The 22001-nt window shown below is 72.2% G+C and carries 19 protein-coding genes and 1 pseudogene; 12 read left to right on the top strand and 8 right to left on the bottom strand.

The annotated features are described in order from the left end of the window. Positions 1-8 precede the first annotated feature (8 nt). Positions 9-1919, bottom strand: coding sequence for a sulfatase-like hydrolase/transferase (locus tag ABZU99_RS10745; RefSeq protein ID WP_356050202.1), 1911 nt, complete (start codon positions 1917-1919; stop codon positions 9-11). An 837-nt stretch (positions 1920-2756) separates the two neighbouring features. After that, positions 2757-2924 carry a hypothetical protein gene (locus tag ABZU99_RS10740; protein WP_356050189.1) on the bottom strand — a complete coding sequence of 56 codons (168 nt, stop codon included), beginning with the start codon at positions 2922-2924 and terminating at the stop codon, positions 2757-2759. Here ABZU99_RS10740 and ABZU99_RS10735 point away from each other — a divergent pair. Beyond that, positions 2923-3345, top strand: coding sequence for a YchJ family protein (locus tag ABZU99_RS10735; RefSeq protein ID WP_355948247.1), 423 nt, complete (start codon positions 2923-2925; stop codon positions 3343-3345). The genes ABZU99_RS10740 and ABZU99_RS10735 overlap by 2 nt on opposite strands. 154 nt (positions 3346-3499) lie before the next feature. Beyond that, positions 3500-6994: a phosphodiester glycosidase family protein gene (locus tag ABZU99_RS10730; protein ID WP_356050201.1), complete on the top strand. Its 3495-nt coding sequence runs from the start codon at positions 3500-3502 to the stop codon at positions 6992-6994. 68 nt (positions 6995-7062) lie between these two features. On the opposite strand, the gene ABZU99_RS10725 is transcribed toward ABZU99_RS10730, so the two are convergent. Further along, entirely contained in the window at positions 7063-7605 is a 543-nt protein-coding gene (locus tag ABZU99_RS10725; RefSeq protein WP_356050188.1) for a tyrosine-type recombinase/integrase, read from the bottom strand. A 148-nt stretch (positions 7606-7753) separates the two neighbouring features. Between ABZU99_RS10725 and ABZU99_RS10720 the strand changes: the two genes are divergently transcribed. After that, positions 7754-8449 carry a restriction endonuclease gene (locus ABZU99_RS10720; protein WP_356050187.1) on the top strand — a complete coding sequence of 232 codons (696 nt, stop codon included), beginning with the start codon at positions 7754-7756 and terminating at the stop codon, positions 8447-8449. 5 nt (positions 8450-8454) lie between these two features. On the opposite strand, the gene ABZU99_RS10715 is transcribed toward ABZU99_RS10720, so the two are convergent. Continuing rightward, positions 8455-8922 (bottom strand): nuclear transport factor 2 family protein, encoded by a 468-nt coding sequence (locus ABZU99_RS10715; RefSeq protein WP_356050200.1) that lies wholly within the window; start codon positions 8920-8922, stop codon positions 8455-8457. Between the two features lie 56 nt (positions 8923-8978). On the opposite strand from ABZU99_RS10715, the gene ABZU99_RS10710 reads away from it, so the two are divergent. From ABZU99_RS10710 to gndA, 4 genes are all read left to right on the top strand, one after another. Then, positions 8979-9485 carry a metallophosphoesterase gene (locus tag ABZU99_RS10710; RefSeq protein ID WP_356050186.1) on the top strand — a complete coding sequence of 169 codons (507 nt, stop codon included), beginning with the start codon at positions 8979-8981 and terminating at the stop codon, positions 9483-9485. A gap of 703 nt (positions 9486-10188) precedes the next feature. Beyond that, positions 10189-10755: a DoxX family protein gene (locus ABZU99_RS10705; protein ID WP_356045263.1), complete on the top strand. Its 567-nt coding sequence runs from the start codon at positions 10189-10191 to the stop codon at positions 10753-10755. A 133-nt stretch (positions 10756-10888) separates the two neighbouring features. Then, entirely contained in the window at positions 10889-11380 is a 492-nt protein-coding gene (locus ABZU99_RS10700) for a hypothetical protein (protein ID WP_356045261.1), read from the top strand. A 190-nt stretch (positions 11381-11570) separates the two neighbouring features. Continuing rightward, a complete protein-coding gene (gene gndA / locus ABZU99_RS10695; RefSeq protein ID WP_355949775.1) occupies positions 11571-13007 on the top strand; it encodes an NADP-dependent phosphogluconate dehydrogenase in 1437 nt (478 codons plus the stop codon). A gap of 55 nt (positions 13008-13062) precedes the next feature. Here gndA and ABZU99_RS10690 read toward each other — a convergent pair. Beyond that, positions 13063-13374 (bottom strand): annotated as a pseudogene (locus ABZU99_RS10690) (MFS transporter); the annotation flags it as partial. A gap of 48 nt (positions 13375-13422) precedes the next feature. Continuing rightward, on the bottom strand, positions 13423-14574 hold the full coding sequence (locus ABZU99_RS10685) for an XdhC/CoxI family protein (protein ID WP_355949778.1): 1152 nt from the start codon (positions 14572-14574) through the stop codon (positions 13423-13425). Positions 14575-14626: 52 nt separating this feature from the next. On the opposite strand from ABZU99_RS10685, the gene ABZU99_RS10680 reads away from it, so the two are divergent. The 5 genes from ABZU99_RS10680 (at position 14627) to ABZU99_RS10660 (ending at position 20079) form a co-directional block, all read left to right on the top strand. After that, positions 14627-15220 (top strand): 2Fe-2S iron-sulfur cluster-binding protein, encoded by a 594-nt coding sequence (locus tag ABZU99_RS10680; RefSeq protein ID WP_355949781.1) that lies wholly within the window; start codon positions 14627-14629, stop codon positions 15218-15220. Next, positions 15217-16218, top strand: a complete 1002-nt coding sequence (locus ABZU99_RS10675) for a xanthine dehydrogenase family protein subunit M (protein WP_356045247.1) — start codon at positions 15217-15219, stop codon at positions 16216-16218. The genes ABZU99_RS10680 and ABZU99_RS10675 overlap by 4 nt, the downstream gene beginning before the upstream one ends. Further along, entirely contained in the window at positions 16215-18380 is a 2166-nt protein-coding gene (locus ABZU99_RS10670) for a xanthine dehydrogenase family protein molybdopterin-binding subunit (protein WP_356045244.1), read from the top strand. Before ABZU99_RS10675 ends, ABZU99_RS10670 begins: the two co-directional genes overlap by 4 nt. Positions 18381-18390: 10 nt before the next feature. Next, positions 18391-19038: a TetR/AcrR family transcriptional regulator gene (locus ABZU99_RS10665; RefSeq protein WP_356045241.1), complete on the top strand. Its 648-nt coding sequence runs from the start codon at positions 18391-18393 to the stop codon at positions 19036-19038. Positions 19039-19182: 144 nt separating this feature from the next. After that, complete coding sequence (locus ABZU99_RS10660) at positions 19183-20079, top strand: lysozyme (protein ID WP_356045238.1); 897 nt, start codon at positions 19183-19185, stop codon at positions 20077-20079. Positions 20080-20082: 3 nt separating this feature from the next. On the opposite strand, the gene ABZU99_RS10655 is transcribed toward ABZU99_RS10660, so the two are convergent. Together ABZU99_RS10655 and ABZU99_RS10650 are read right to left on the bottom strand one after the other, a co-directional pair. Then, positions 20083-20631, bottom strand: coding sequence for an extensin (locus ABZU99_RS10655; RefSeq protein WP_356045236.1), 549 nt, complete (start codon positions 20629-20631; stop codon positions 20083-20085). A 20-nt stretch (positions 20632-20651) separates the two neighbouring features. Continuing rightward, positions 20652-21884 carry a hypothetical protein gene (locus ABZU99_RS10650; protein ID WP_356045233.1) on the bottom strand — a complete coding sequence of 411 codons (1233 nt, stop codon included), beginning with the start codon at positions 21882-21884 and terminating at the stop codon, positions 20652-20654. Between the last annotated feature and the right edge of the window lie 117 nt (positions 21885-22001).

The raw sequence follows: 22001 nt of genomic DNA, 5'->3' as shown, positions 1-22001 counted from the left end.
GCCCGGAGCTACCGCTTCTTCGGCGCCGGGGTGCCTGACCCCGGCTGCGGGCCGTAGGCCTTCAGGAAACGGTCGCGGAAGGAACTCATCTTCCACACCGGGGTGTTCGGAGCGGGCATCAGCCCGTCCTGCCAGTGCCAGTCGGATATCCGGTCCAGGACGGACTTGTCGTGCGCGACGATCGCGACGGGCACATCCCGGCTGGCGTGGTTTCCGCTGACCCGCGCGAGGGGCTGGTGGTCGCCGAGGAAGACCAGCACGGTGTTCTTGCTGCCGTACTTCACCACGTAGTCGGTGAGGCTCTTCACCGAGTACTGGATCGACTTGCCGTACTCGGTCTTCACCTTGGTGGAGTCGTAGAACACGTCCCCCGGCTTCTTCCCCGCCTTCTGGATGCCCTTGTAGACCGAGCCGTCACCGACCTTGCTCCAGGGGATCGTCTTGGGAATGGGCGCCCAGGGCTGGTGGCTGGAGGTCAGGATGACCGTCGACATCAGCGGCTTGTCGTGCTTCTTGCCGTGCTCCAGGCGCTCGAATGCCTTCAGGGCGTACTGGTCGGGCATGGTCGACCAGCTGAACTTCGGTCCCTTGTAGCCGAGCTCCCTTGAGTCGTAGACATGGTCGAGGCCGTAGAACTTGCCCTCTGGCCAGTTCTTCTGGACACCCGGCATGATGCCGACCGTCCGCCAGGCGCCGGTGCGCTTGAAGGCGCTGGTGATGGAGAGGTGATCGCCCGCGGTGACGGTGCGGTAGCGGTTCTGATTGTCGATCCACAGGCCGGTCAGGAACGTGGAGTGGCCCAGCCAGCTGCTGCCGCCGTACGTCGCCGAGGTGAGCCAGCCGCTCTTGGCGGAGTACCCCGCCGCGCCCATCTTCTTGGTCGCCGCCTTGAGCGTCTCGTCGACCCCGGGCGCCATCCCCTCGTCCTCGATCGCGCTGCGGCCGTAGCTCTCGATGAAGGTGATGATGACGTCCTTGCCGCGCAGCCCGGTCAACAGCTGGTCGCCCGGGGTGTCGCCGTACGCGTCGACGGCGGCCACCTTGGCGAACTCCTTCTCGTCCTTCAAGGTCTTGCGCACCCGCTCGGCGCGGTCCTTGACGAGCGCGACCGTACTCTTCGAAGCCACCGGCACCCCGGCCACCTGCACGCCGAGCGCGGCGAACATGATCCAGACGGTCCCGAACACCAGGGTGGTACGGGTCGCCAGGGCGCTGTTGCGGGCCATCACCTTGCTGAGCCGGAGCACCGCCAGCACCATGAGGCCGAGCACGGCGAGCGCGAGGACCACAACCCCGATCACGACAGCCAGCGCCGCCGTGTGGCCCATCGAGTCCTCGAGGTACGACTCGGCGTCGTCGAAAAGTATCCAGTCGAGCACGAGGTTGAACCCTCGTCCAAGGAACTCGTTGAAGCCCATGTCGAGGAGGTTCAGGATCGTCAGCAGACCGAGGAACACTCCGCCGAGCACCGCCGCCACCCGCCTCGCCAACGGCGGCAGGAGAAGCAGCAGACCGGCTCCGAAGATCGCCTCCCCCGGGAGACGCATGAACTCCTCGGGCGTGAAGGCGAGGAGCTGATTCGGCATGAGCAGGGCGAAGAGCACCACCGCCCAGGCCAAGCCGGTGGTTGTCCACGCCACGGCCCGCGCCGCGACCGGATACCGCTGCCGCCAGCCGCCAGCCGCGACGGCCTCGCCCGCCCCGTCACGCTCGTCGCCGGTGACGGGGCCGGCACCGGCCGTGATGTCGACCGCGGCCTCGTCATCCGGACGTCCGCCGTCGGCGCCACGACCGTCAGCGCCACGACCGTCAGCGCCACGACCGTCAGCGCCACGACCGTCAGCGCCACCCGGGGCAGCGTGCCCTGCCGCTGCCTCTCCGTCGGCCGCCGCACCAGTGGTGGCACCACCCGTGGCCACCTCACCCGCTGTGGCCTCACCCGAGGTGGCGTCAGCCGTGGGAGCCTCACTCGTGGCGGCGTCATCCCCAGCGGGCTCACCCGACCCAGCCTCACCCGCAGTGGCACCCCCACCCTCGGCGGCGTCACTCGCGGCGGCCTTCTTCCCGGTGGCACCCCCACCCTCGGCGGCAGCGTGCCCTGCTGCTGCCTCTCCGTCGGCCGCCTCACCAGTGGTGGCACCACCCGTGGCCACCTCACCCGCTGTGGCCTCACCCGAGAGGGCGTCAGCCGTGGGAGCCTCACTCGTGGCGGCGTCACCCCCAGCGGCCTCACCCGACCCAGCCTCACCCGCAGTGGCACCCCCACCCTCGGCGGCGTCACTCGCGGCGGCCTTCTTCCCGGTGGCACCCTCACCCTCGGCGGCGTCACTCGCGGCGGCCTTCTTCCCGGTGGCGGCCTCACCCTCGGTGGCCTCACCGGCGGTCGCGCCATCCTCGGCGGCACCCTCGCCCTCGGCGCCCTCTCCGGTGGTCGCGTCACCCGCAGTGGCCTCACCCGCCGCGGCGGCCTCACCACCACCGGCGCCGTCACCCTTGGCACCGGCGTCCGGGGGCCCTTCCGGCGTCGGGCCCTCCTCGGTGGTTTCCTTGTCCGTATGCGGCAGCTTCGGCAGCTGACGAGAGCTCGTGTGGCGCGACAACCCGAAGGTCCTTCCGTGCGAGGCCCGGTGGTGGCAGGGCGGATCCGGCCCTGAGGGCGGAGCCGCCGTTACCCGTACGGCGCCACGGCAGCTTCCGTTCAATCACCTGGCACTATTCCCCAGCTGACTCCCCACTCGGTACGGCGGGGCGGTCGTTCATGCGCTCGTCCGCACGCGCTCGCCGGGGAAGCCGTGTGCGCGGGCGGCGATGACCGCGGTCAGTACCGGAGCCGGCAGCACCAGGACGCTCCACCGGAACGAGGCGGAGCCGAGGAGGTCGAGGAGGTCGAGGAGGTCGAGGAACTCGAGGAACAATGGGGCCATGTCCCGACGTACGCGCCGTCCGCGGCCGGCCCGCCCCGCCCCGACGTCCTGCCCCTGCGGGCTGCCCGCGCCCTATGAAGCCTGCTGCGGCCGGCTGCACCGCGGTGAGGCCCAGGCGGCCACCGCCGAGCAGCTGATGCGCTCGCGCTACAGCGCCTTCGCCGTCCGGGACGAGGCGTATCTGCTGCGCAGCTGGCACCCCACCACCCGGCCGCCCCGCGTCGGGCTCGACCCCGGGCTGCGCTGGGTAGGGCTGGAGATCCTCGGGAGCAAGGACGGCAGCGCGTTCCACCGGACGGGCACCGTCGAGTTCCGCGCGCGGTACGTGGAGGGCGGTCGCACGGGCGAGCTCCACGAGAACAGCCGTTTTGTGCGTGAGGGGGGCGCATGGGTGTACGTGGACGGTGACTCGCTCCCCTGATCCGCCCCGCACGGGCGTTTGTTCTCCATGATGTCGCCGACGCCTTCTGGTGCCCGGCCAACTCCGCCGGGATGCTGGGGCGCTGTACGTGTGAACCACACGAGTTCCCCGGCCCCATGGAGTTGCCGTGCCTCCTGTCGCGTTCGCCAGACCCATGGCGGTTGTGGCCGCGGTGTCCGCCCTTGTCCTGGGCGCCGCCGGCCAGGCCACCGCCGACAACACCCCCGCCCCGGCGCCCGAACCGCTCCCCCGGACCTCGGCCGAAATGCTGCGGCCGGTCTCGCCACCGGCCGCCGGCGCCGCCCCCGGTACCCGGTCCGTGGCCGACGGCGACGGGTTGGAGACCGCCCGCTCGACCCGTCCGGTCGCCCCCGGGACGCTGCTGACCTCGTACGACCGGCTGGAGTCCGACAAATGGCTGCGCGTCGACTCGCTGTCGGTCGACCTCACCGGGGGGACGAAGGTCGACTATCTGCACCCGGACAAGGTCGCCAAGCGCGAAGCAGTCTCCCGGCTCGCCGCCGAGCACAAGGCGGGGCCCGGACGCCGTACGGTCGCGGCGATCAACGGTGACTTCTTCGACATCAATCAGACCGGCGCCCCCGAAGGCACCGGCATCAGCGACGGCCGGATCGTCAACTCCGCCGCCGCGGCCGGGCCCGGGAGGGCCGTGGGCATTGGGCCGGCCGACGCGGGGCGCGTCCTCCAGCTCTACTTCGACGGCACGCTGACCCTCCCGGACGGCACGCATCCGCTCGCCGCGCTCAACGCGGCCAATGTCCCGGCCGGCGGCATCGGGGCCTACAACGCCCAGTGGGGCGAGGCGGACCGGGCCCAGACGGTGGACGGCGCGCGGCGCACCGCCGAGGTCACGGTCGTCGACGGCAAGGTCACCCAGGCGGCGGGCGCGCCCGGCAAGGGCGAGATCCCGGCCGGCGCGACCGTGCTGGAGGGCCGCGACGCGGGGGCGGACGCGATCTCCCGGCTGGCGGTGGGCGATGCCGTGTCGTGGGAGTACCGGCCGCGGACGGACAGCGGCGAGACCCCGCGCACCGCCGTCGGCGGCCGGGAGCTGCTGGTCGTCGACGGCAAGGCGGTCGGTCACGAGGGCGAGGGCAACAACACCGCGGCCCCGCGCACCGCCGTCGGCTTCTCCCGGGACGGGCGGACGATGCAGATCCTCACCGTCGACGGGCGACAGGCCGACAGCGGTGGGGTCACCCTCACCGAACTGGGCCTGATGATGAAGGACGCGGGCTCCTACAGCGCGCTCAACCTCGACGGCGGAGGCTCGTCCACCCTCGTCGCCCGCGTGCCCGGGAGCGATACGGCACGGGTGGAGAACAGCCCGTCCGACGGCAGCGAGCGCACCGTCCCCAACGGCCTCGCTCTCACCGCCCCCGACGGCAGCGGCCGGCTCAAGGGGTTCTGGGTGGAGACGGTGACCGACGCCGGGTCCGCGCCCACGGTCGGCCCCATCAGGGGCGGCCACCCCGAGCGGGTCTTCCCGGGGCTCACCCGCCGTCTCACCGCCGCCGGTTACGACGAGACATACGGCCCTGCCGCGGGCACACCGCACTGGCGGTCGGCCGATCAGGGGATCGGCCGGGTCGCGGCGGACGGCACGTTCACCGCACGCCACGGCGGCGACACCACGGTCTCGGCCCGGCGCGGCGCCGCCCACGGTTCCCTCGAGCTGACCGTCCTGGACCGCCTCGACCGGATCCAGCCCACCACCCGGCTGGTCGGTCTGGCCGACGCCGAGGCCACCGGCCGCTTCGGCATCGCCGGGCTGGACGCGCACGGCACCAGCGCGCCCATCGAGCCGTCCGATGTCCGACTCGACTACGACCACGCCCTGTTCGACATCGTCCCCGACGCGAAGACCGGGAACTTCACGGTGACCGCGCGCGGCGACGGGACCGCGGGGCAGGTCAAGGTCACCGTCGGGGACGTCAGCACGGTGCTCGCCGTCACCGTCGGACTGACCGAGCGCCAGGAGGCGTCCTTCGACGACGCCGGCCGATGGACCTTCAGCCAGGCCCGCGCCTTGGGCTCGGCGGAGGCAACGCCGGACGGCCACACCGGCAACGGGCTGAAGCTGACGTACGACTTCACCCGGTCCACGGCCACGCGCGCCGCCTATGTGACCCCGCCGCAGCCGCTCGCGGTGGACGGACAGCCGCAGTCGTTCGGCCTGTGGGTCAAGGGTGATGGCAAGGGAGCGTGGCCCACGCTGCATCTGAAGGACGCGGCGGGCTCGGACCAGTTGCTGCGGGGGCCGTACGTGACCTGGACCGGCTGGCGGCATGTGGACTTCACCGTGCCGGCCGGGGTCGCGTACCCGCTGAAGGTGAACCGGTTCTATCTCGCCGAGACGGCCGCCACCCGCCAGTACACCGGCAGCGTCGTGATCGACGACCTCACGGCGCGGGTGCCGCCCTCCGTCGAGCTGCCGAAGGAGAGCGTGCGCCGGGATCCCCTGATCTCGACCGCCGCGCGGACCGAGGGCCGGGACTGGCGGTTCGCGGTGATGTCGGACGCGCAGTTCGTGGCCCGCGAGCCGGACAGCCCGATCGTCGAGCGGGCCCGCCGCACCCTGCGGGAGATCAAGGCGGCGAAACCCGACTTCCTGGTGATCAACGGGGACCTTGTCGACGAGGGCTCCCCCGCCGACCTCTCCTTCGCCCGCACCGTGCTCACGGAGGAGCTGGGCGACGACCTGCCCTGGTACTACGTGCCGGGCAACCATGAGGTCATGGGCGGCAGGATCGACAACTTCACCGCCGAATTCGGGCCCGCCCACCGGACGTTCGACCACCGGGGCACCCGCTTCATCACGCTCGACACGTCGAGCCTCGGACTGCGCGGCGGCGGCCTCGACCAGATCAAGGAGTTGCGTCAGCGGCTGGACGCGGCCGCCACGGACCCGGACATCGGCTCGGTCATGGTCATCGAGCACGTCCCGCCGCGTGACCCCACTCCGCAGCGGGGCAGCCAATTGAGCGACCGGAAGGAGGCCGCCCTGCTGGAGAACTGGCTCGCCGACTTCCGCCGTACGACGGGCAAGGGCGCGGCGTTCATCGGCGGTCACGTCGGCACGTTCCACGCCTCGCGGGTGGACGGTGTCCCCTATCTGATCAACGGCAATTCGGGCAAGAACCCGGCCACCCCGGCCGACCAGGGCGGCTTCACCGGCTGGTCGATGGTCGGCGTCGACCATGTCCCGCTGAAGGAGCGGGCCGAGGCTCGCCACGCGCCGTGGAGGGGCGGGCCCGACTGGGTCTCCGTGCAGACCCGGCCGCATGTGGACGGCCTGACCCTCACCGCCCCCGCCGAGCTGCGTGCCGGGCAGAGTTCCGGGGTCACGGCGACCGTCGTCCAGGGCGAGGGGCCCAAGGCCCGCACGGTGCCGGCCGGCTTCCCGGTGAGCGCGGACTGGAACGGGTCGCCGAATCTGTACATCGGTGACCCGTCCCACGCCGGGCACAGACCGCGCCATGTGGCGGCGTTCGACCCGGTGAGCGGCAAGCTCACCGCGCTGCGCCCGGGGACGGCCACCCTCGCGGTGACCGTGAACGGCGCGACCGCGCAGGCCCGTTTCACCGTCACGGCGCGCGCCGCGGCGGCGGGATCCGACGCCGTGTAGCCGACCGGGTGCCGGAGGGCGGGGCGCTCGAGCGCCCCGCCCTCCGGCGTACCGCGGCAGGCCGGGCATCAGGTGTCCCAGACGCGGCGAACCTGTTCGAAGCGGGTGGGCAGCGGGGGACGGCGGGCGGCGTAGGTGGCGTTGGTGCGATGGACGAAGCGGCGCCAGGAGAGCACCAGCCCCTGCCGCGTGATGGGCAGCCCGGCGGCCACGGTCACGCCGTTGTCATGGGTGTGGTGCACCGTCAGCAGCAGGGCGTCCGGCACCGAACCCTCCAGCTCGGCGCAGAGCTCCTGGCGCACTCGCAGCCAGTGACGGAGGACCAGGATCGTGCCCCGGTCCAGACCGTGCCGGCGCGGGACGCGGTGCTTGCCGTGTTCGAGCGTCACCGATCCGGCGTCCAGGTCGAGCGCCGGCAGGGTGCAGCGCAGCAGGCCGCCGTAGCGCGCGCCGCTGGCGCGGGCGAGGCCGACCACCACGGCCAGCCGTACGGTCTCCGGTTTGACCCCCTCCCGCAGCGCCTCGACGGACAGCAGCCGCCAGATCCACTCGGCCTCCCCAGCCGTCACCAGCGGCCGTGGATACCGGTCGCTCACCGCGTCGGCTGTCACGCTGTCACCACCTCTCGCCACGGCATCGTCTCATCCGGCCCCTCCTGGCGGACGGCCGTGTCGCCGCCGGGCCTCCGGTGTGGAAACGCCGCAGCGGGGCACGCGGCTGAATGATCTTGATGCCGTCCACGAGGGGGGCCGCCGCCCAATGACCACTCCCGCCCGTCGACCACGTACCCGTCGCCAGTACGCCTTCAGCCTGCGGAACCTGTCGGTCTGCTGCGGGCTGATCGGCATCGTTCTCTTCGCGGCGGGGATCACCGCGAGAGCCGCCGCCCGGGCGGCCGAGGACCATCCCATCGCCGCCCTGGCGCTTGGTCTGCTGGTACTTTCGGCCGCCGTCATGATGCGCCGGCGCCGCCTTGCCGTCCGGCGCCTCGCCCTGGCCCCCGCGGGGCCCGGCGGCATGTTGACGCCGGACGCGGTTGTCCCCGCTCCCCCGGTGGAGGTTCCCTCCTGGGAGGCCGACTACGACGCGATGGACCCCGACGAGTTCGAGCAGGCGATAGCGGACCTGTGCGAACGGGACGGCTGCGAGGCCACCAGCGTCGTCGGCGGCGCCGGTGACCTGGGGGCGGACGTCCTCGCCACCACCCCGGACGGGCGGCGCCTGGTCATCCAGTGCAAGCGGTACGACGCGACCCACAAAGTCGGCTCGCAGGACGTCCAGCGTTTCGGCGGCACATGTTTCGCCGTCCACGAGGCCCATATCGCCATCGTGGTCACGACCAGCGAGTTCACCGAGCCCGCCATCGACTACGCCGCTCAGTGCGGAATCCTGTGTGTCGACGGGCAGGAGCTCGCCACGTGGGCCGACACGGGATCGGCTCCCTGGCTCTGGTAGCGACCTCACAACCCCAGGTCGCTCAGGCCCGGGTGATCGTCCGGGCGGCGCCCCAGCGGCCAGTGGAACTTGCGGTCGGCCTCCTTGATGGGCAGGTCGTTGATGGAGGCGTGGCGCTGGGTCATCAGGCCGTCGGCGTCGAACCGCCAGTTCTCATTGCCGTAGGAACGGAACCAGTTGCCGGAGTCGTCATGGCACTCATAGGCGAAGCGCACCGCGATGCGGTTGCCGTCAAAGGCCCAGAGCTCCTTGATGAGCCGGTAGTCCAGCTCCCTCCACCACTTGCGGGTGAGAAAGGCGACGATGTCCGTCCGGCCCTGGAGGAACTCCGCCCGATTGCGCCAGCGCGAGTCCACGCTGTAGGCGAGCGCCACCTTTTCGGGGTCGCGGGAATTCCAGCCGTCCTCCGCCTGGCGGACCTTCTGGATGGCGGTTTCCCGGGTGAAGGGCGGCAGCGGCGGGCGCTCGGCCATGGTGTTCTCCCTGCGCGGTGTGCGGGCGGTGGTGATGCGCACGGTACGGTCACCGCGTGCGTCTTCTGCTGATGTCCGACACCCATCTTCCCCGGCGTGCCAAAGCACTTCCCGAGGAACTGCTCGCGCGGCTGCCACATGCCGACGTCGTCATCCACGCGGGCGACTGGGTGGACACCGCCACCCTCGACCTCCTGGAAGCGCGGTCGCGGCGGCTGATCGGCGTCCATGGCAACAACGACGGGCCCGAGCTGCGGGCGCGGTTGCCGGAGGTGGCCCGCGCCGAGCTGGGCGGGGTGCGCCTGGGCGTGGTGCATGAGACCGGGCCGGCGCAGGGCCGGGAGCGGCGCTGTGCGGAGCGGTTTCCCGATCTTGATGTGCTGGTGTTCGGCCACAGCCATATCCCCTGGGACTCCACGGCGGCCGACGGACGGCTACGGCTGCTCAACCCCGGCTCCCCCACCGACCGGCGACGACAGCCGTACTGTACGTTCATGACGGCCGCGATCGAGGACGGGCGGCTCACCGCCGTGGAGTTGCACCGGCTGCCGCCCCGCCGCTGAGCGCGTCACTGGTATGCGCGCCCGCCCCGCCGCTGAGCGCGTCACTGGTATGCGCGCCCGCCCCGCCGCTGCCTGTGCCGTGAGCGCCCCGCGCCCGCCCCGCCGCTGAGCACGTCACTGGTATGCGCGCCCGCCCCGCCGCTGCCTGTGCTGTGAGCGCCCCGCGCTCGCCGCACTCGGGGTGCTGGTCGCCCGGGGGCCGAGCCGGGGCTGGCCCGACCCGCGCCCGGGGCGTGCTGATGCTGGTCCTCGTGCTGTCGGCCCGCTTCGTACGGCGTGAGCGGGCGGGGCCGCCTTTGCGGCCCCTGCCACGGCGCCGGCGAGGCCGGCGGCCGTCCGGCCCGAGCGCGCCGGCGAGGCGTCCGGGACCGAGACGGTGATCAGGGTCGCGGCGGCGCCAGCGTGGTCCTGCCCGGGCCGGTCGCAGGGACGGCCGCCCGGCGCCGGGCGGCCGAGGCCGGCGGCCCGGCGCCGGCCCCGGCCGCCGAGACGGCCCTGACGGCGGCCGGCCTGTGCTGTCCGGCCGGGGCCGCCCTGCCGCTGGGCATCCGGCCACGCAGGCGCTGCTGCGGCGGTGACGGGCCCGTCCCGAAGCGGCCTACGGATTGAACCCCGCCATTCGGGTGGAATAATCACACGTAAGGTGCATATCGGATATCCGGCTCGACGCTTGGCCGCCGAGCCCGACCACGACGAGGGCGCCATGTCTGAATCCCACCCCCGGAACGCCTCCGCTCCGGACGAACATCCCTCGGCCCCGGCCACGCCCAGATCCTCGGCCGCGGTGTTGACCGCCCATGACGCCGGTCTGCTGCTCATACGACTCGCCGTCGGACTGACCGTCGCCGCGCGCGGCGCGCAGCATCTGTTCGGCTGGTGGCACGGGCTGGGCATCGACAAGACGGCCCTGGCGTTCGCCCAGTTCGGCTACCCCGCCCCCAAGGCGATGGCGGTGATCGCGGGGCTGTGCGAGACCTTCGGCGGTCTGGCCCTCGCCGCGGGGCTGCTCACGCCGCTGGCCGGCGCCGCCGTCGCGGGCACGATGGCCAACGCGGTGGCCGCCGCCTGGCCGCTCGGCTGGTTCGGCGGATTCGAGTTCCCGATGGTCATCGGGGTCAGCGCGGCCGGACTCGCGCTGTCCGGATCGGGCCGGATCGCCCTTGACGCGCTGCTCCCTGGCCTGCGGTCGCAGCGGCTGATCTACGGCATCGCGGCGCTGGTGCTCGCGGCGATCCTGGCCGCGGTGACGATCCTGCTCAGCAAGAGCTGACGTGGGGCCGCGGCAGTCCTTGTGGTAATGGGTGAACGCGACGGACCGGTCCTCCGTATGGCTCTGTGTGCGTCCTGGCAGCCGGACGCGCGTCGTCCCGCACGGGCCGACCCCAAGACCGGAGGACCCGTACATGAACGATCGCTTCCCCCCTCCCATCCAAGCGCTCCCCGACGGTGATGCCGAAGTCCGTCTGGTGCTCCATCTGCCCTGGGACGTCGTCGCCGCGCTGGGTCAGGAAGCCGGTCGGCTGGCGGCTCAGTTCCAGCGGCCGGTGAGCCTCGACGAGGCGGTCAGCCATCGGCTGCGCAACCAGATCCATACCGTCGGCGCCCACGCCAAGCCCGTGCAGGAGCGGAGCCAGCCCGCGGCCACCGCCCCGCCCACGCCACCCCCGCTCGCGGCCCGCTCCCCCGGTGAGCAGGCCCGGCAGGCGATCGAGAAGATCAATGGCTCCTCGCATCCGCAGGGCGGCAACGGCACCGCGGGCGGCTCCGCCGACCCCTCGGCACCGCAGCATGCCGCCGCCTCCGAGGCACCAGCCGCCGACACCCGGGGCATCCTCGAGCGCCCCACCAGGGCCACGGGCACCGTCAACGGTACGGCGGCAGAGATGCCGAGATAGGCGAGCCGGCGGGAAAGCCGCGCGTTCGAGGGTGCCGTCCGGGCCGGGACGGCACCCTCGTATGTGCGGCACGGACCCCGTACCGCAACCCCGGTCGTGAGCGGCGGCCGGGCGGGGTACCCGAAACGCCGGGCACACCGCGCATACCCAATGGCATGGACGACGACCGACAGGCAGGAGATGGGAAACCATGGCGGAGCAGGCTCGCATCGGGGTGACCGGACTGGCGGTGATGGGCAGCAATCTGGCCCGCAACTTCGCCCGGCACGGCCATACGGTGGCCGTGCACAACCGGACCTACGGGCGCACGAAGGCGCTGGTGGAGCAGTTCGGTCACGAGGGCCACTTCGTGCCCGCCGAGACGGCCGAGCAGTTCGTGGCCTCTCTGGAGCGTCCGCGCCGCCTGGTGATGATGGTCAAGGCGGGGGCGCCCACCGATGCGGTGATCGAGGAATTCGCCCCGCTGCTGGAGCCGGGCGACATGATCGTCGATGGCGGCAACGCCCATTTCGAGGACACCCGGCGCCGGGAGGCCGCGCTGCGCGAGCGCGGGCTGCACTTCGTGGGGACCGGCATCTCCGGTGGTGAGGAGGGCGCGCTGCACGGCCCGAGCATCATGCCGGGCGGATCCAAGGAGTCGTACGAGTCGCTGGGCCCGCTGCTGGAGGACATCGCCGCCAAGGTGGACGGGGTCCCGTGCTGCACCCATATCGGCCCGGACGGCTCCGGCCACTTCGTGAAGATGGTGCACAACGGCATCGAGTACGCGGACATGCAGCTCATCGCGGAGTCCTACGACCTGCTGCGGCGAGGGCTGGGACTGGCGCCCGGCGAGATCGCCGAGGTGTTCCGGACCTGGAACGAGGGCCGGCTGGAGTCGTATCTGATCGAGATCACCGCCGAGGTGCTGGGCCACGTCGACACCGGGACCGGCAAGCCCTTCGTGGATGTGGTGCTCGACCAGGCCGAGCAGAAGGGAACCGGCCGCTGGACCGTCCAGACCGCGCTGGACCTGGGCGTACCGGTGAGCGGCATCGCCGAGGCGGTGTTCGCCCGCTCGCTGTCGGGCCACGCCGATCTGCGGGAGGCCGCCCAGGGGCTCCCGGGGCCGTCGGGGAAGAAGCTGACGGGCGCGGACGCGGAGCGGTTCGCCGACGATGTCGAGCAGGCTCTGTACGCGTCGAAGATCGTGGCGTACGCACAGGGCATCCATCAGATCGAGGCGGGCAGCCAGGAGTACCACTGGAACATCGACCCGGGCGCGGTCGCGAGGATCTGGCGCGGCGGATGCATCATCCGGGCGCGGTTCCTGAACCGGATCACCGAGGCGTACGCCCAGGAGCGCAAGCCCGTGACGCTGCTGACCGCCGACTACTTCACCCAGGCCCTGGGCGATGCCCAGGACGCCTGGCGGCGGGTGGTGGCCACGTCGGCCGAGCTGGGGGTGCCGGCCCCGGGCTTCTCGGCGGCGCTGGCGTACTACGACGCGCTGCGCTCCGAGCGGCTGCCCGCGGCGCTCATTCAGGGGCAGCGGGACTTCTTCGGCGCGCACACCTACCGGCGCACCGACCGTGAGGGGTCGTTCCACTCACTGTGGGGCGGCGACCGCAGCGAGCAGTCGGCCTGAGCCATTTCGGCCGTGCACCCGCCCGTCTCCAGGGGTGCACGGCCGGTCCGCCGTATCAGCGGGTGTAGCGCCGGAAGGCGGGCACCGCGGCGGCCAGGCCCAGCGTCGCCGCGGCGACCAGCAGCCCGCCCACGGTGACCGCGGTGCGGGCTCCGGCCAGGGAGCCCGCCGTGCCGTGGAGCAGATCGGCGATGCGCGGACCGCCCGCCACCACCACGGTGAACACGCCCTGCATCCGGCCGCGCATGTCGTCGGTGACCGCGGACTGCAGAATCGCGCCGCGGAACACCATGGAGACCATGTCTGCGACGCCCGCCAGGGCGAGGAACGCCGCCGCCCACCACAGGTTCGGGCTCAGGCCGAATCCCGGTCGGGGACCATTGTGACGACCCTTCGGCCCGGCTGTTCCCCCGCCTCAGTCCCCGGCGGCCGGCCGCATCGCGTGGTCGCTGTGGATCCTGCCGCCGAGCGAGGCCAGCCGGGTGCCGCTGCCGCCCCAGCGGTCGGCGATGATCTCGGCGGCGATGCTGACCGCGGTCTCCTCCGGGGTGCGGGCACCCAGGTCCAGGCCGATCGGCGAGGCAAGCCGGGCCAGCCGGTCCTCGCCGAGCCCGGTGGCGCGCAGCCGGCGGAGCCGGTCGTCGTGGGTGCGCCGGGACCCCATGGCGCCCACGTACGCGAGGGGCAGGCGCAGAGCCACCTCCAGCAGCGGCACATCGAACTTCGGGTCATGGGTGAGCACACAGACCACCGTGCGTTCGTCGATCCGGCCCGCCTCGGCCTCGGTGCGCAAATAGCGGTGCGGCCAGTCGGTCACCACCTCATGGGCCTCGGGGAAGCGGCGCCGGGTGGCGAAGACGGGCCGCGCGTCGCACACGGTGACGTGATAGCCGAGGTACGCGCCGATCCGGGCCATCGCGGCGGCGAAGTCGACCGCGCCGAAGACCAGCATCCGGGGCGGCGCGGCATGGACGGACACGAACAGGGTCAGCTCCTCGTCGGTGCGCACCCCGTCGTGGCCGTAGCGCAGGGTCTCGGTGCGCCCGCCGGCCAGCAGCCCGCGCGCGTCCTCGGCGACTGCCGCGTCCAGCCGCCCGGAGCCGAGCGAGCCGGTGGTGCCGTCGGGCCGTACGACCAGCCGACGGCCCAGCCGTCCGGCTGGATCGGGGCCCTCGACCGCCACACAGATCACCTCGGCCACCGGCTCTCCCGCCCGCACCGCCGTGGCCATGTCGCCGAATTCGGGACATCCGGCACGGTGGATGCGCTCGACATAGATGTCGATGATGCCGCCGCAGGTCAGCCCTACCGCGAAGGCGTCGTCGTCGCTGACTCCATAGCGCTGGAGCACCGGTGTCCCGGCGGCGGTGACCTCCTGGGCCAGCTCATAGACGGCGCCCTCGACACAGCCGCCGGAGACGCTGCCGACCGCGGAGCCGTCGGGCCCGACCAGCATGCTCGTCCCCGGCGGCAGCGGCGAGGAGTGCCAGGTCGCCACCACCGTGGCGCGGGCGAAGGGTTCGCCCTCGTGCCACCACCGGTACATCTCGGCCACGACGTCCCGCATGCGAATTCCCTTTCACCGCGCGCTGAATGTAAGAGGTTGATACATTCAATGTATGAGCCTCTCACATCACTCTCCGAGTAGCGACATCACTTTGCGGATCAATGGCACGGACCACCCCATGACCATCGACAACCGGACGACTCTGCTCGATGTGCTGCGCGAGCGACTCGGGCTCACCGGCACCAAGAAGGGTTGCGACCACGGCCAGTGCGGCGCCTGCACCGTGCTCGTCGACGGCGAGCGGGTGAACAGCTGCCTGATGTTCGCGGTGGCCGCCGAGGAGCGGGAGATCGTCTCGATCGAGGGCGTCGCGGAACTGACAAACGACGGTGAACTCCACCCGATGCAGCGGGCGTTCCTCACCCATGACGGGCTGCAGTGCGGCTACTGCACCCCGGGCCAGATCTGCTCGGCGATCGGAGCGCTCGGCGAGGCCCGGCGCGGCTGGCCCAGCCATGTCACCGAGGACACCGCCGCGGGCGTGGCCGATGTCGCGGAGCTGGACGCGGAGGAGGTGCGCGAGCGCATGAGCGGCAACCTGTGCCGCTGCGGCGCGTACAACGGCATTGTGGAAGCCGTTCTGGAGGCCGCAGGCGCCCCGGGCACGGACACCGCCGCCGCGAGCCCGGTCGGAGGCGTGCGATGAAGGAGTTCGCGTACGCCCGCGCGGGCGATGCCGACGAGGCTGCCGCGCTGATGACCCAGCGGCCCGACGCCACCTATCTGGGCGGCGGCACCAATCTGGTCGACCTGATGAAGCTCGGCGTCACGGACCCCGGGTTGCTCGTCGATGTCTCCCGGCTGCCGTACGACCGGATAGACCACCGCGACGACGGTTCGGTGCTGATCGGCGCCACGGTCCGCAACGGCGATCTGGCGGGCGATCCGGGGATACGGCAGCGCTTCCCGCTGCTGGCACAGGCGTTGCTGGCGGGCGCGTCCGGGCAGTTGCGCACGGTGGCCACGGTGGGCGGCAATCTGCTCCAGCGCACCCGGTGCGTGTACTTCCAGGACGTGACCAAGCCCTGCAACAAGCGCGAGCCGGGCACGGGATGCCCGGCGATCCAGGGCGCCCACCGCGATCTGGCCGTGCTGGGCACCTCCGACCACTGTGTGGCCTCCCATCCCTCCGACATGGCGGTGGCGCTGGTCGCGCTCGACGCGGTGGCGCATGTGCGGTCCCCGGACGGGGCCTCGCGCACCGTCCCAATGGCGGAGCTGTATCTGCTGCCCGGGGACACCCCGCACCGCGAGACCGTGCTCGACCACGGCGACCTCGTCACCGCCGTGGAGCTCCCCCCGCCGCCACCGGGCGCGGCGACGCGCTACCGAAAGGTGCGCGACCGCCGGTCGTACGCCTTCGCCCTGGTGTCCACCGCGACCGCGGTGTCGCTGGCCGACGACGGCTCGCTCGCGGACGTGAGGATCGCGCTCGGCGGCGTGGCGCCGCTGCCGTGGCGCGCCCGTATCGCCGAGGAGCGGCTGCGCGGCCGGCGGCCGGAGGAGGAGACGCTGCGCGAGGCGGCTCGGGCCGAGCTGGCCGCGGCGCGTCCGCTGCCCGGCAACGCGTTCAAGGTGGACCTGGCCATTGATCTCATCGTCGCGGGGATCCGCGATCTCATCGCGAGGGAGGATCGCGCATGACCACCATCGAGCAGAGCGTCGGCGCCCCCATGACCCGGGTCGACGGCCTGGAGAAGGTCACCGGCGCGGCGCGCTACGCCTATGAGTTCCCGACGCGGGACGTCGGCTATGTGTGGCCGGTGCAGGCCACCATCGCGCGTGGCCGGGTGACGGAGGTGGACGGCTCCCCCGCGCTCGCCCGGCCCGGTGTGCTGGCGGTGCTGGACTCCGCCAACGCCCCCCGGCTGAACGCGGATGCGGAGGTGGGCGCGGACCTGTTCGTGCTGCAGTCCCCCGAGGTGGCGTACCACGGCCAGATCGTGGCCGCCGTGGTGGCCACCTCCCTGGAGGCGGCGCGCGAGGGCGCGGCGGCGGTCCGGGTGAGCTATGAACAGGAGCCGCATGACGTGGTCCTGCGCGCCGATGACGAACGCGCCTACGTCCCCGAGGCGGTGACCGACGGTTCGCCGGGGTTCGTGGAGCGCGGGGACGCCGGGCGCGCGTGGGCCGCCGCTCCGGTGCGCGTCGAGGCGACGTACACGACCCCGGTCGAGCACCCGAGTCCGATGGAGCCGCATGCAACCATCGCGTCGTGGGACGAGGACCGGCTGACGCTGTACAACTCCGACCAGGGCCCGTTCATGAGTGCGCAGCTGCTGTCGGTGCTGTTCGGGATCGAGCTCGAAGCGGTGGAGATCGTGGCCGAGCACATCGGCGGGGGCTTCGGGTCCAAGGGCATTCCGCGCTCGCCGACGGTTCTGGCGGCGCTGGCCGCGAAGTCCGTCGGGCGGCCGGTGAAGATCGCGCTGACCCGTCAGCAGATGTTCCAGCTGATTCCGTACCGGGCGCCCACCATCCAGCGGGTCCGGCTGGGCTCCGAGCCGGACGGGCGGCTGACCGTCATCGACCACGAGGCGGTGCAGCAGCGTTCGACGCTGGTGGAGTTCGCCGACCAGACGGTGTCGTCGACGCGGATGATGTACGCGGCGCCCGACGTCCGGACGACGGTGAAGGTGACGCCGCTGGATGTGATGACGCCCGCCTGGTTCCGCGCTCCCGGCCACACCCCGGGGATGTTCGCGCTGGAGTCGGCCGTGGACGAGCTCGCCGAGAAGCTGGGCATCGACCCGATCGAGCTGCGGATCCGCAATGAGCCGGATGTCGATCCGAGCAGCGGCAAGCCGTTCAGCAGCCGCGGCCTGGTGCGGTGTCTGCGCGAGGGCGCGGCCCGCTTCGGCTGGGAGCACCGCGATCCGGCGCCGGGAGCCCGGCGCGAGGGCCGCTGGCTGGTGGGCACCGGTGTGGCCGCCTCGCACCACCCGGATTACACCTTCCCCTCCTCCGCGCTCGCGCGGGCCGAGACCGACGGCACGTTCGTGGTCAAGATCGCCGCGGTCGACCTCGGAACGGGCGCGCGCACGGCGCTGACACAGCTGGCGGCGGACGCACTCGCCATCCCGCCGTCGCGGCTGCGGCTGGAGATCGGCCGCGCCTCGCTCGGCCCGGCGCCGTTCGCGGGCGGCTCGATGGGCACCGCCTCCTGGGGCTGGGCGGTGGACAAGGCGTGCCGTGCGCTGCTGAAGGAGCTGGACACCTACGGAGGCGTCGTCCCGGACGGAGGTCTTGAGGTACGGGCCGACACCACCGAGGATCTGGGCAACCGGGCCGATCTGTCGCGGCACACCTTCGGCGCGCAGTTCGCCCAGGTGCGAGTGGACGGCGACACCGGTGAGATCAGGGTGGACCGGATGCTGGGGGTGTTCGCGGCCGGACGGATCATCAGTCCGCACACGGCGCGCTCGCAGTTCCGGGGGGCCATGACGATGAGCCTGTCGATGGCGCTGCACGAGATCGGCGAGGTGGATCCGGTCTTCGGTGACTTCGCCAACCACGACTTCGCGGGCTATCACATCGCCGCCCACGCCGATGTCCCGGCGTTCGAGGTGATGTGGCTGGACGAAAGCGACAACACCCCCAATCCGGTCGGCGGCAAGGGCATCGGCGAGCTGGGCATCGTGGGCGGGGCGGCGGCGATCGCCAACGCCTTCCACCATGCGACAGGACAGCGGGTGCGTGATCTGCCGATCCGGCTGGAGCGCTCGCGCGAGGCCCTGCGGGCGGCCCGCCTGGAGGCCGAGAAGCGCGGGCCAGGGTCCGGAGAGCGGCAGCGACGGGTCGGATAGGGTCTGCCGGATGGCACCCACCGGAAAGGGACGCGCGACCTACCACCACGGCGATCTGGCCGCCGCGCTGGTTCAGGCGACCCTGGAGATCGTCGACGAGGTCGGGGTGCGCGGCTTCTCCGTCGCGGAGGCCGCGCGCCGCACCCGGGTGAGCCCGGCCGCGCCGTACCGCCACTTCGCCGACCGTGACGCGCTGCTGGCGGCCGCCGCGCTGGAGATCTCGCGGCGGCTGCGGGCGCTTTACGAGGAGGCCGTGGCCGACGTGGAGTCGCCACAGGAACGGCTGGCCATGGTGGCGGGCAGCTTCGTACGTGCGGCTGCCCGCTACCGCGGCGGGCTGGACATCCTCTTCGCTCCCGGTCTGCGGGCCGCCCACCCCGAGGTGCGGGAGAGCGGCAGGGAGTTCGTGGACATGCTGCTCCCCAGCGCCTTCGCGGTGCTGCCGCCCGGCCAGGGAGCGGCGACCGCCGTCGCCCTGCTGGATGCGCTCCACGCCCTGGCCCGTGGCTATGTCGCCCAGCTGCTCGACGGAAAGTTCGGCGATCCGGCCGAGGTCGTGGAGGAGATCGCCGCCCGCGCGTCCCAGGCGGCACGGACGCTGGTGGCCGGGTACAGGATTCCGGACGGGCCGGCGGCCGGCGATGCGGTGATCTGCTGACCCGGTGACAGAATTCCGCAATCCGCTTCCCTTTCCCTGATTTTCGCGCATACCTTCGACGCGGAACGGATGTGCTGCTCCCCCACGCATCACGGCGGCATCTCCGTGCGCTCTCCCCACGGAGCACCCCTCCCGGAGGAACAGATGTCCTTAAAAGCCGGTAAGGGGCGACACAGGGCCCCTTCGCCCCTGCGCTCGCCCTACGCCATCGGCGGTCTGGGGGTCACGGTCGGCGCGGCCGTCCTCGCCACTCTGGTGCCCGCCATGGCCTCCACGACCGACCCCGCCGCAGATACCCGAGCCCGTCCGGCCCGCGCCCCCTCCGTCTCGCACCCGGAGCAGGACTGGATGGGCTCGACCCTCGCCGAGCACGAGAAGAGCGACCCGGGCGTCGCTCCCAAGGCCGCTGGGGCCGCCATGGTGGAGGGCGTGGACGTCAGCGACCATCAGGGCGCTGTCAACTGGACGTCCCTGAGGGACAGAGGCGTGCGGTTCGCCTACGTCAAGGCCACCGAGAGCGCGACGTACAAGAACCCCTCGTTCACCGCGCAGTACACGGGTGCCTCCAAGAAGGGCATGATCCGCGGGGCATACCACTTCGCGCTGCCCGACGAGTCCAGCGGCACCCGTCAGGCGGACTTCTTCGTGAGCAACGGAGGGGGCTGGTCGGACGACGGCAGGACGCTGCCACCGGTGCTGGACCTGGAGTACAACCCGTACGGAGCGGCCTGTTACGGGAAGACCAAGGCCCAGATGGTCGCCTGGATCAGGGACTTCAGCAAGAAGGTCACGGCGCGCACCGGCCGCGCGCCGGTGATCTACACGACCACCGGCTGGTGGAGGTCGTGCACCGGCAACAGCGGCGCCTTCGCCGCGAAGAACCCGCTGTGGCTGGCGCGGTACGCCGCGACGCCCGGAGCGCTTCCGGCCGGCTGGAGGAAACACACGCTGTGGCAGTACACCTCCGCCGGGGCGTTGGTGGGAGACCACAACAGGTTCAACGGCACTCTGCAGGGCCTGAAGGCCTTCGCCAAGGGGTGAGCGTCAGCCGCCCAGCGCCCCGCCGATGCCACCGATCACCCCGTCCAGGGTGTCACCGACGCCGTCCACCACGCCGCCCACCAGACCCTTGCCGTGCTTGCCGCCGGACTGCGGCGCGTGCGGCTGCTCGCCGGGCTGCTCCGCCGGGGTGGACGGGTCGGCGCTCGGGGCCTGGCTCGGCGAGGAGGGCTGCGAGGGGAAGACCTGATCGGACCGCTGCGCCGGTGCGGCGGGCGCCTGGGACGGGGTGTCCTTCAGGGGCGTGGCGGTCGGGGTGTCGGTGTCCGGCTTGGCGTGGCGCCCGGAGCCGCCGCCACTGTGCGTACCGCCGCCGCCCGTGCCCTGCCCGCTGTCCGTCTCGTCCGTACCGTCGCCGACCAGCTTCGGTTTCGCGGACTCCGAGGGCGACACATGGCTCGGTACGGGCTTGTCGTCGCCGGTGGGCTCGATGTCCGGAACCTGATCCTGCTGGGTATTGACATCGGAGCGCGCCTGGACGGACTTGTCACCGCCGGACGTCGAGTGGAGGCCGAAGGCTATGGTGCCCGCCACGCCGAGGGCGGCGGCAGCCTTCAGCGTCGTGGCACGTGCGTGCTGCGCAGGCGTCGGTCGGCTGTGTCGGCCCATCTGGCTGAGGTCTCCCCATACTGGCGTGGCTGGTTGCCGTGCACCAGTAAAGCCCGATCACGAGGGCGAGGGGCGATCCGATGCACAGGTGTTACACAGTAAAGAACGCGCCAGATGATAGCCCCCGGCCCCCGGGGCCCGACAGTGGGGTAGTCCAGGCGGAGGAACGACTCGATGGTGTCGACGATGGTCGCGGCCTCGTTCGGCAGATACGCGGCGATGACGGCGCCGGCCGGTGGATACGGCTGCGCCGGGCGTTCGGGCCGGGGCGTGGCGTCGAGCGAGAAGAGGCACTCCAGCACGATCAGCGCCGCGGAGAGCACCAGTCCGGACACCACCACCCAGTAGGCGGCCGATCCGATGTCCCAGCCCAGTTCGTACATCTGCTGGTACAGCACGAAGGGGATGCCCACGCCGAAGAGCAGCACGAGTAAGGGCGACAGCGCCGACAGCAGGGCGTGGACCGCCGCTGCGAGGGGGCGTCGGCCGGGCGCGGTGCCGCGCATCCACGCCGCGTACTTGACCGGGCGCAGATCCCGGTGACGGATCGACTCGTCCACCGCGTCCCGGGCCTTCGCCACGGCCTGTACGCGGTCCGCGCAGTCGGTCAGCGGCGCCCATCCGATGGCCGGGGTCAGCCGCACGTTCTCGTCGGCGACGACGAAGCGGGTGCCGGCCACGGTGTTCGCGGACCGCTGCAGCTCACGGCGGGCGGTGTCCTCCTCGACACCGGGCATCAGCATCAGCAGGTGGCCGTCCTCGTCCCAGCCGAGCCGGTCGCACACGCCGCCCAGCTTCTCCGCCACACCCGCCAGACGGTCGGCGACCTCGCGGCGCGCCCTCGGCCCCAGCCGGGCTTCGAGGGCGGCCATCTCGGCGACGCCGACCATGGCCACGACGCCGCCGCTACGGCTGTCGTCGGCCCTCTTCAGCTCTCGGTCGAGTTCGCCGAGGAAGTGCGGCTCGGAGTAGAGGCCGGTGCGCGGGTCGAGCAGCAGGTTCTCCACGGGGACCGGGACTCGGCGCAGTTTCGCCTCGATCCGGGCGGACAGCTCGACGGGATCGGAGGGGGCAGTGACGCAGTCGTCGGCGCCGCCACGCAGCATATCGGCGACCCCGGTCGGTCCGGGGGCGTCGGTGACCATGAGCAGCGGCAGCGCCCGGCACGGGGGCGGCACGGACCTCGCGTATCACCTCCAGGCCGTCGTGGGCGTCGTCCAGGGCGACGATGGCGTCCGGAGGGGACTACTGGACCTGCCGCCCTATGTCGCCGGGAGCCGCGTGGCTCACCTCGT

This window comes from Streptomyces sp. NPDC005266 (genome assembly GCF_040607655.1).
In the GTDB taxonomy this organism is placed as follows: domain Bacteria; phylum Actinomycetota; class Actinomycetes; order Streptomycetales; family Streptomycetaceae; genus Streptomyces.
Note: the sequence above shows the minus strand (reverse complement) of the source record. Positions and strands in the feature narration are given on the sequence as shown.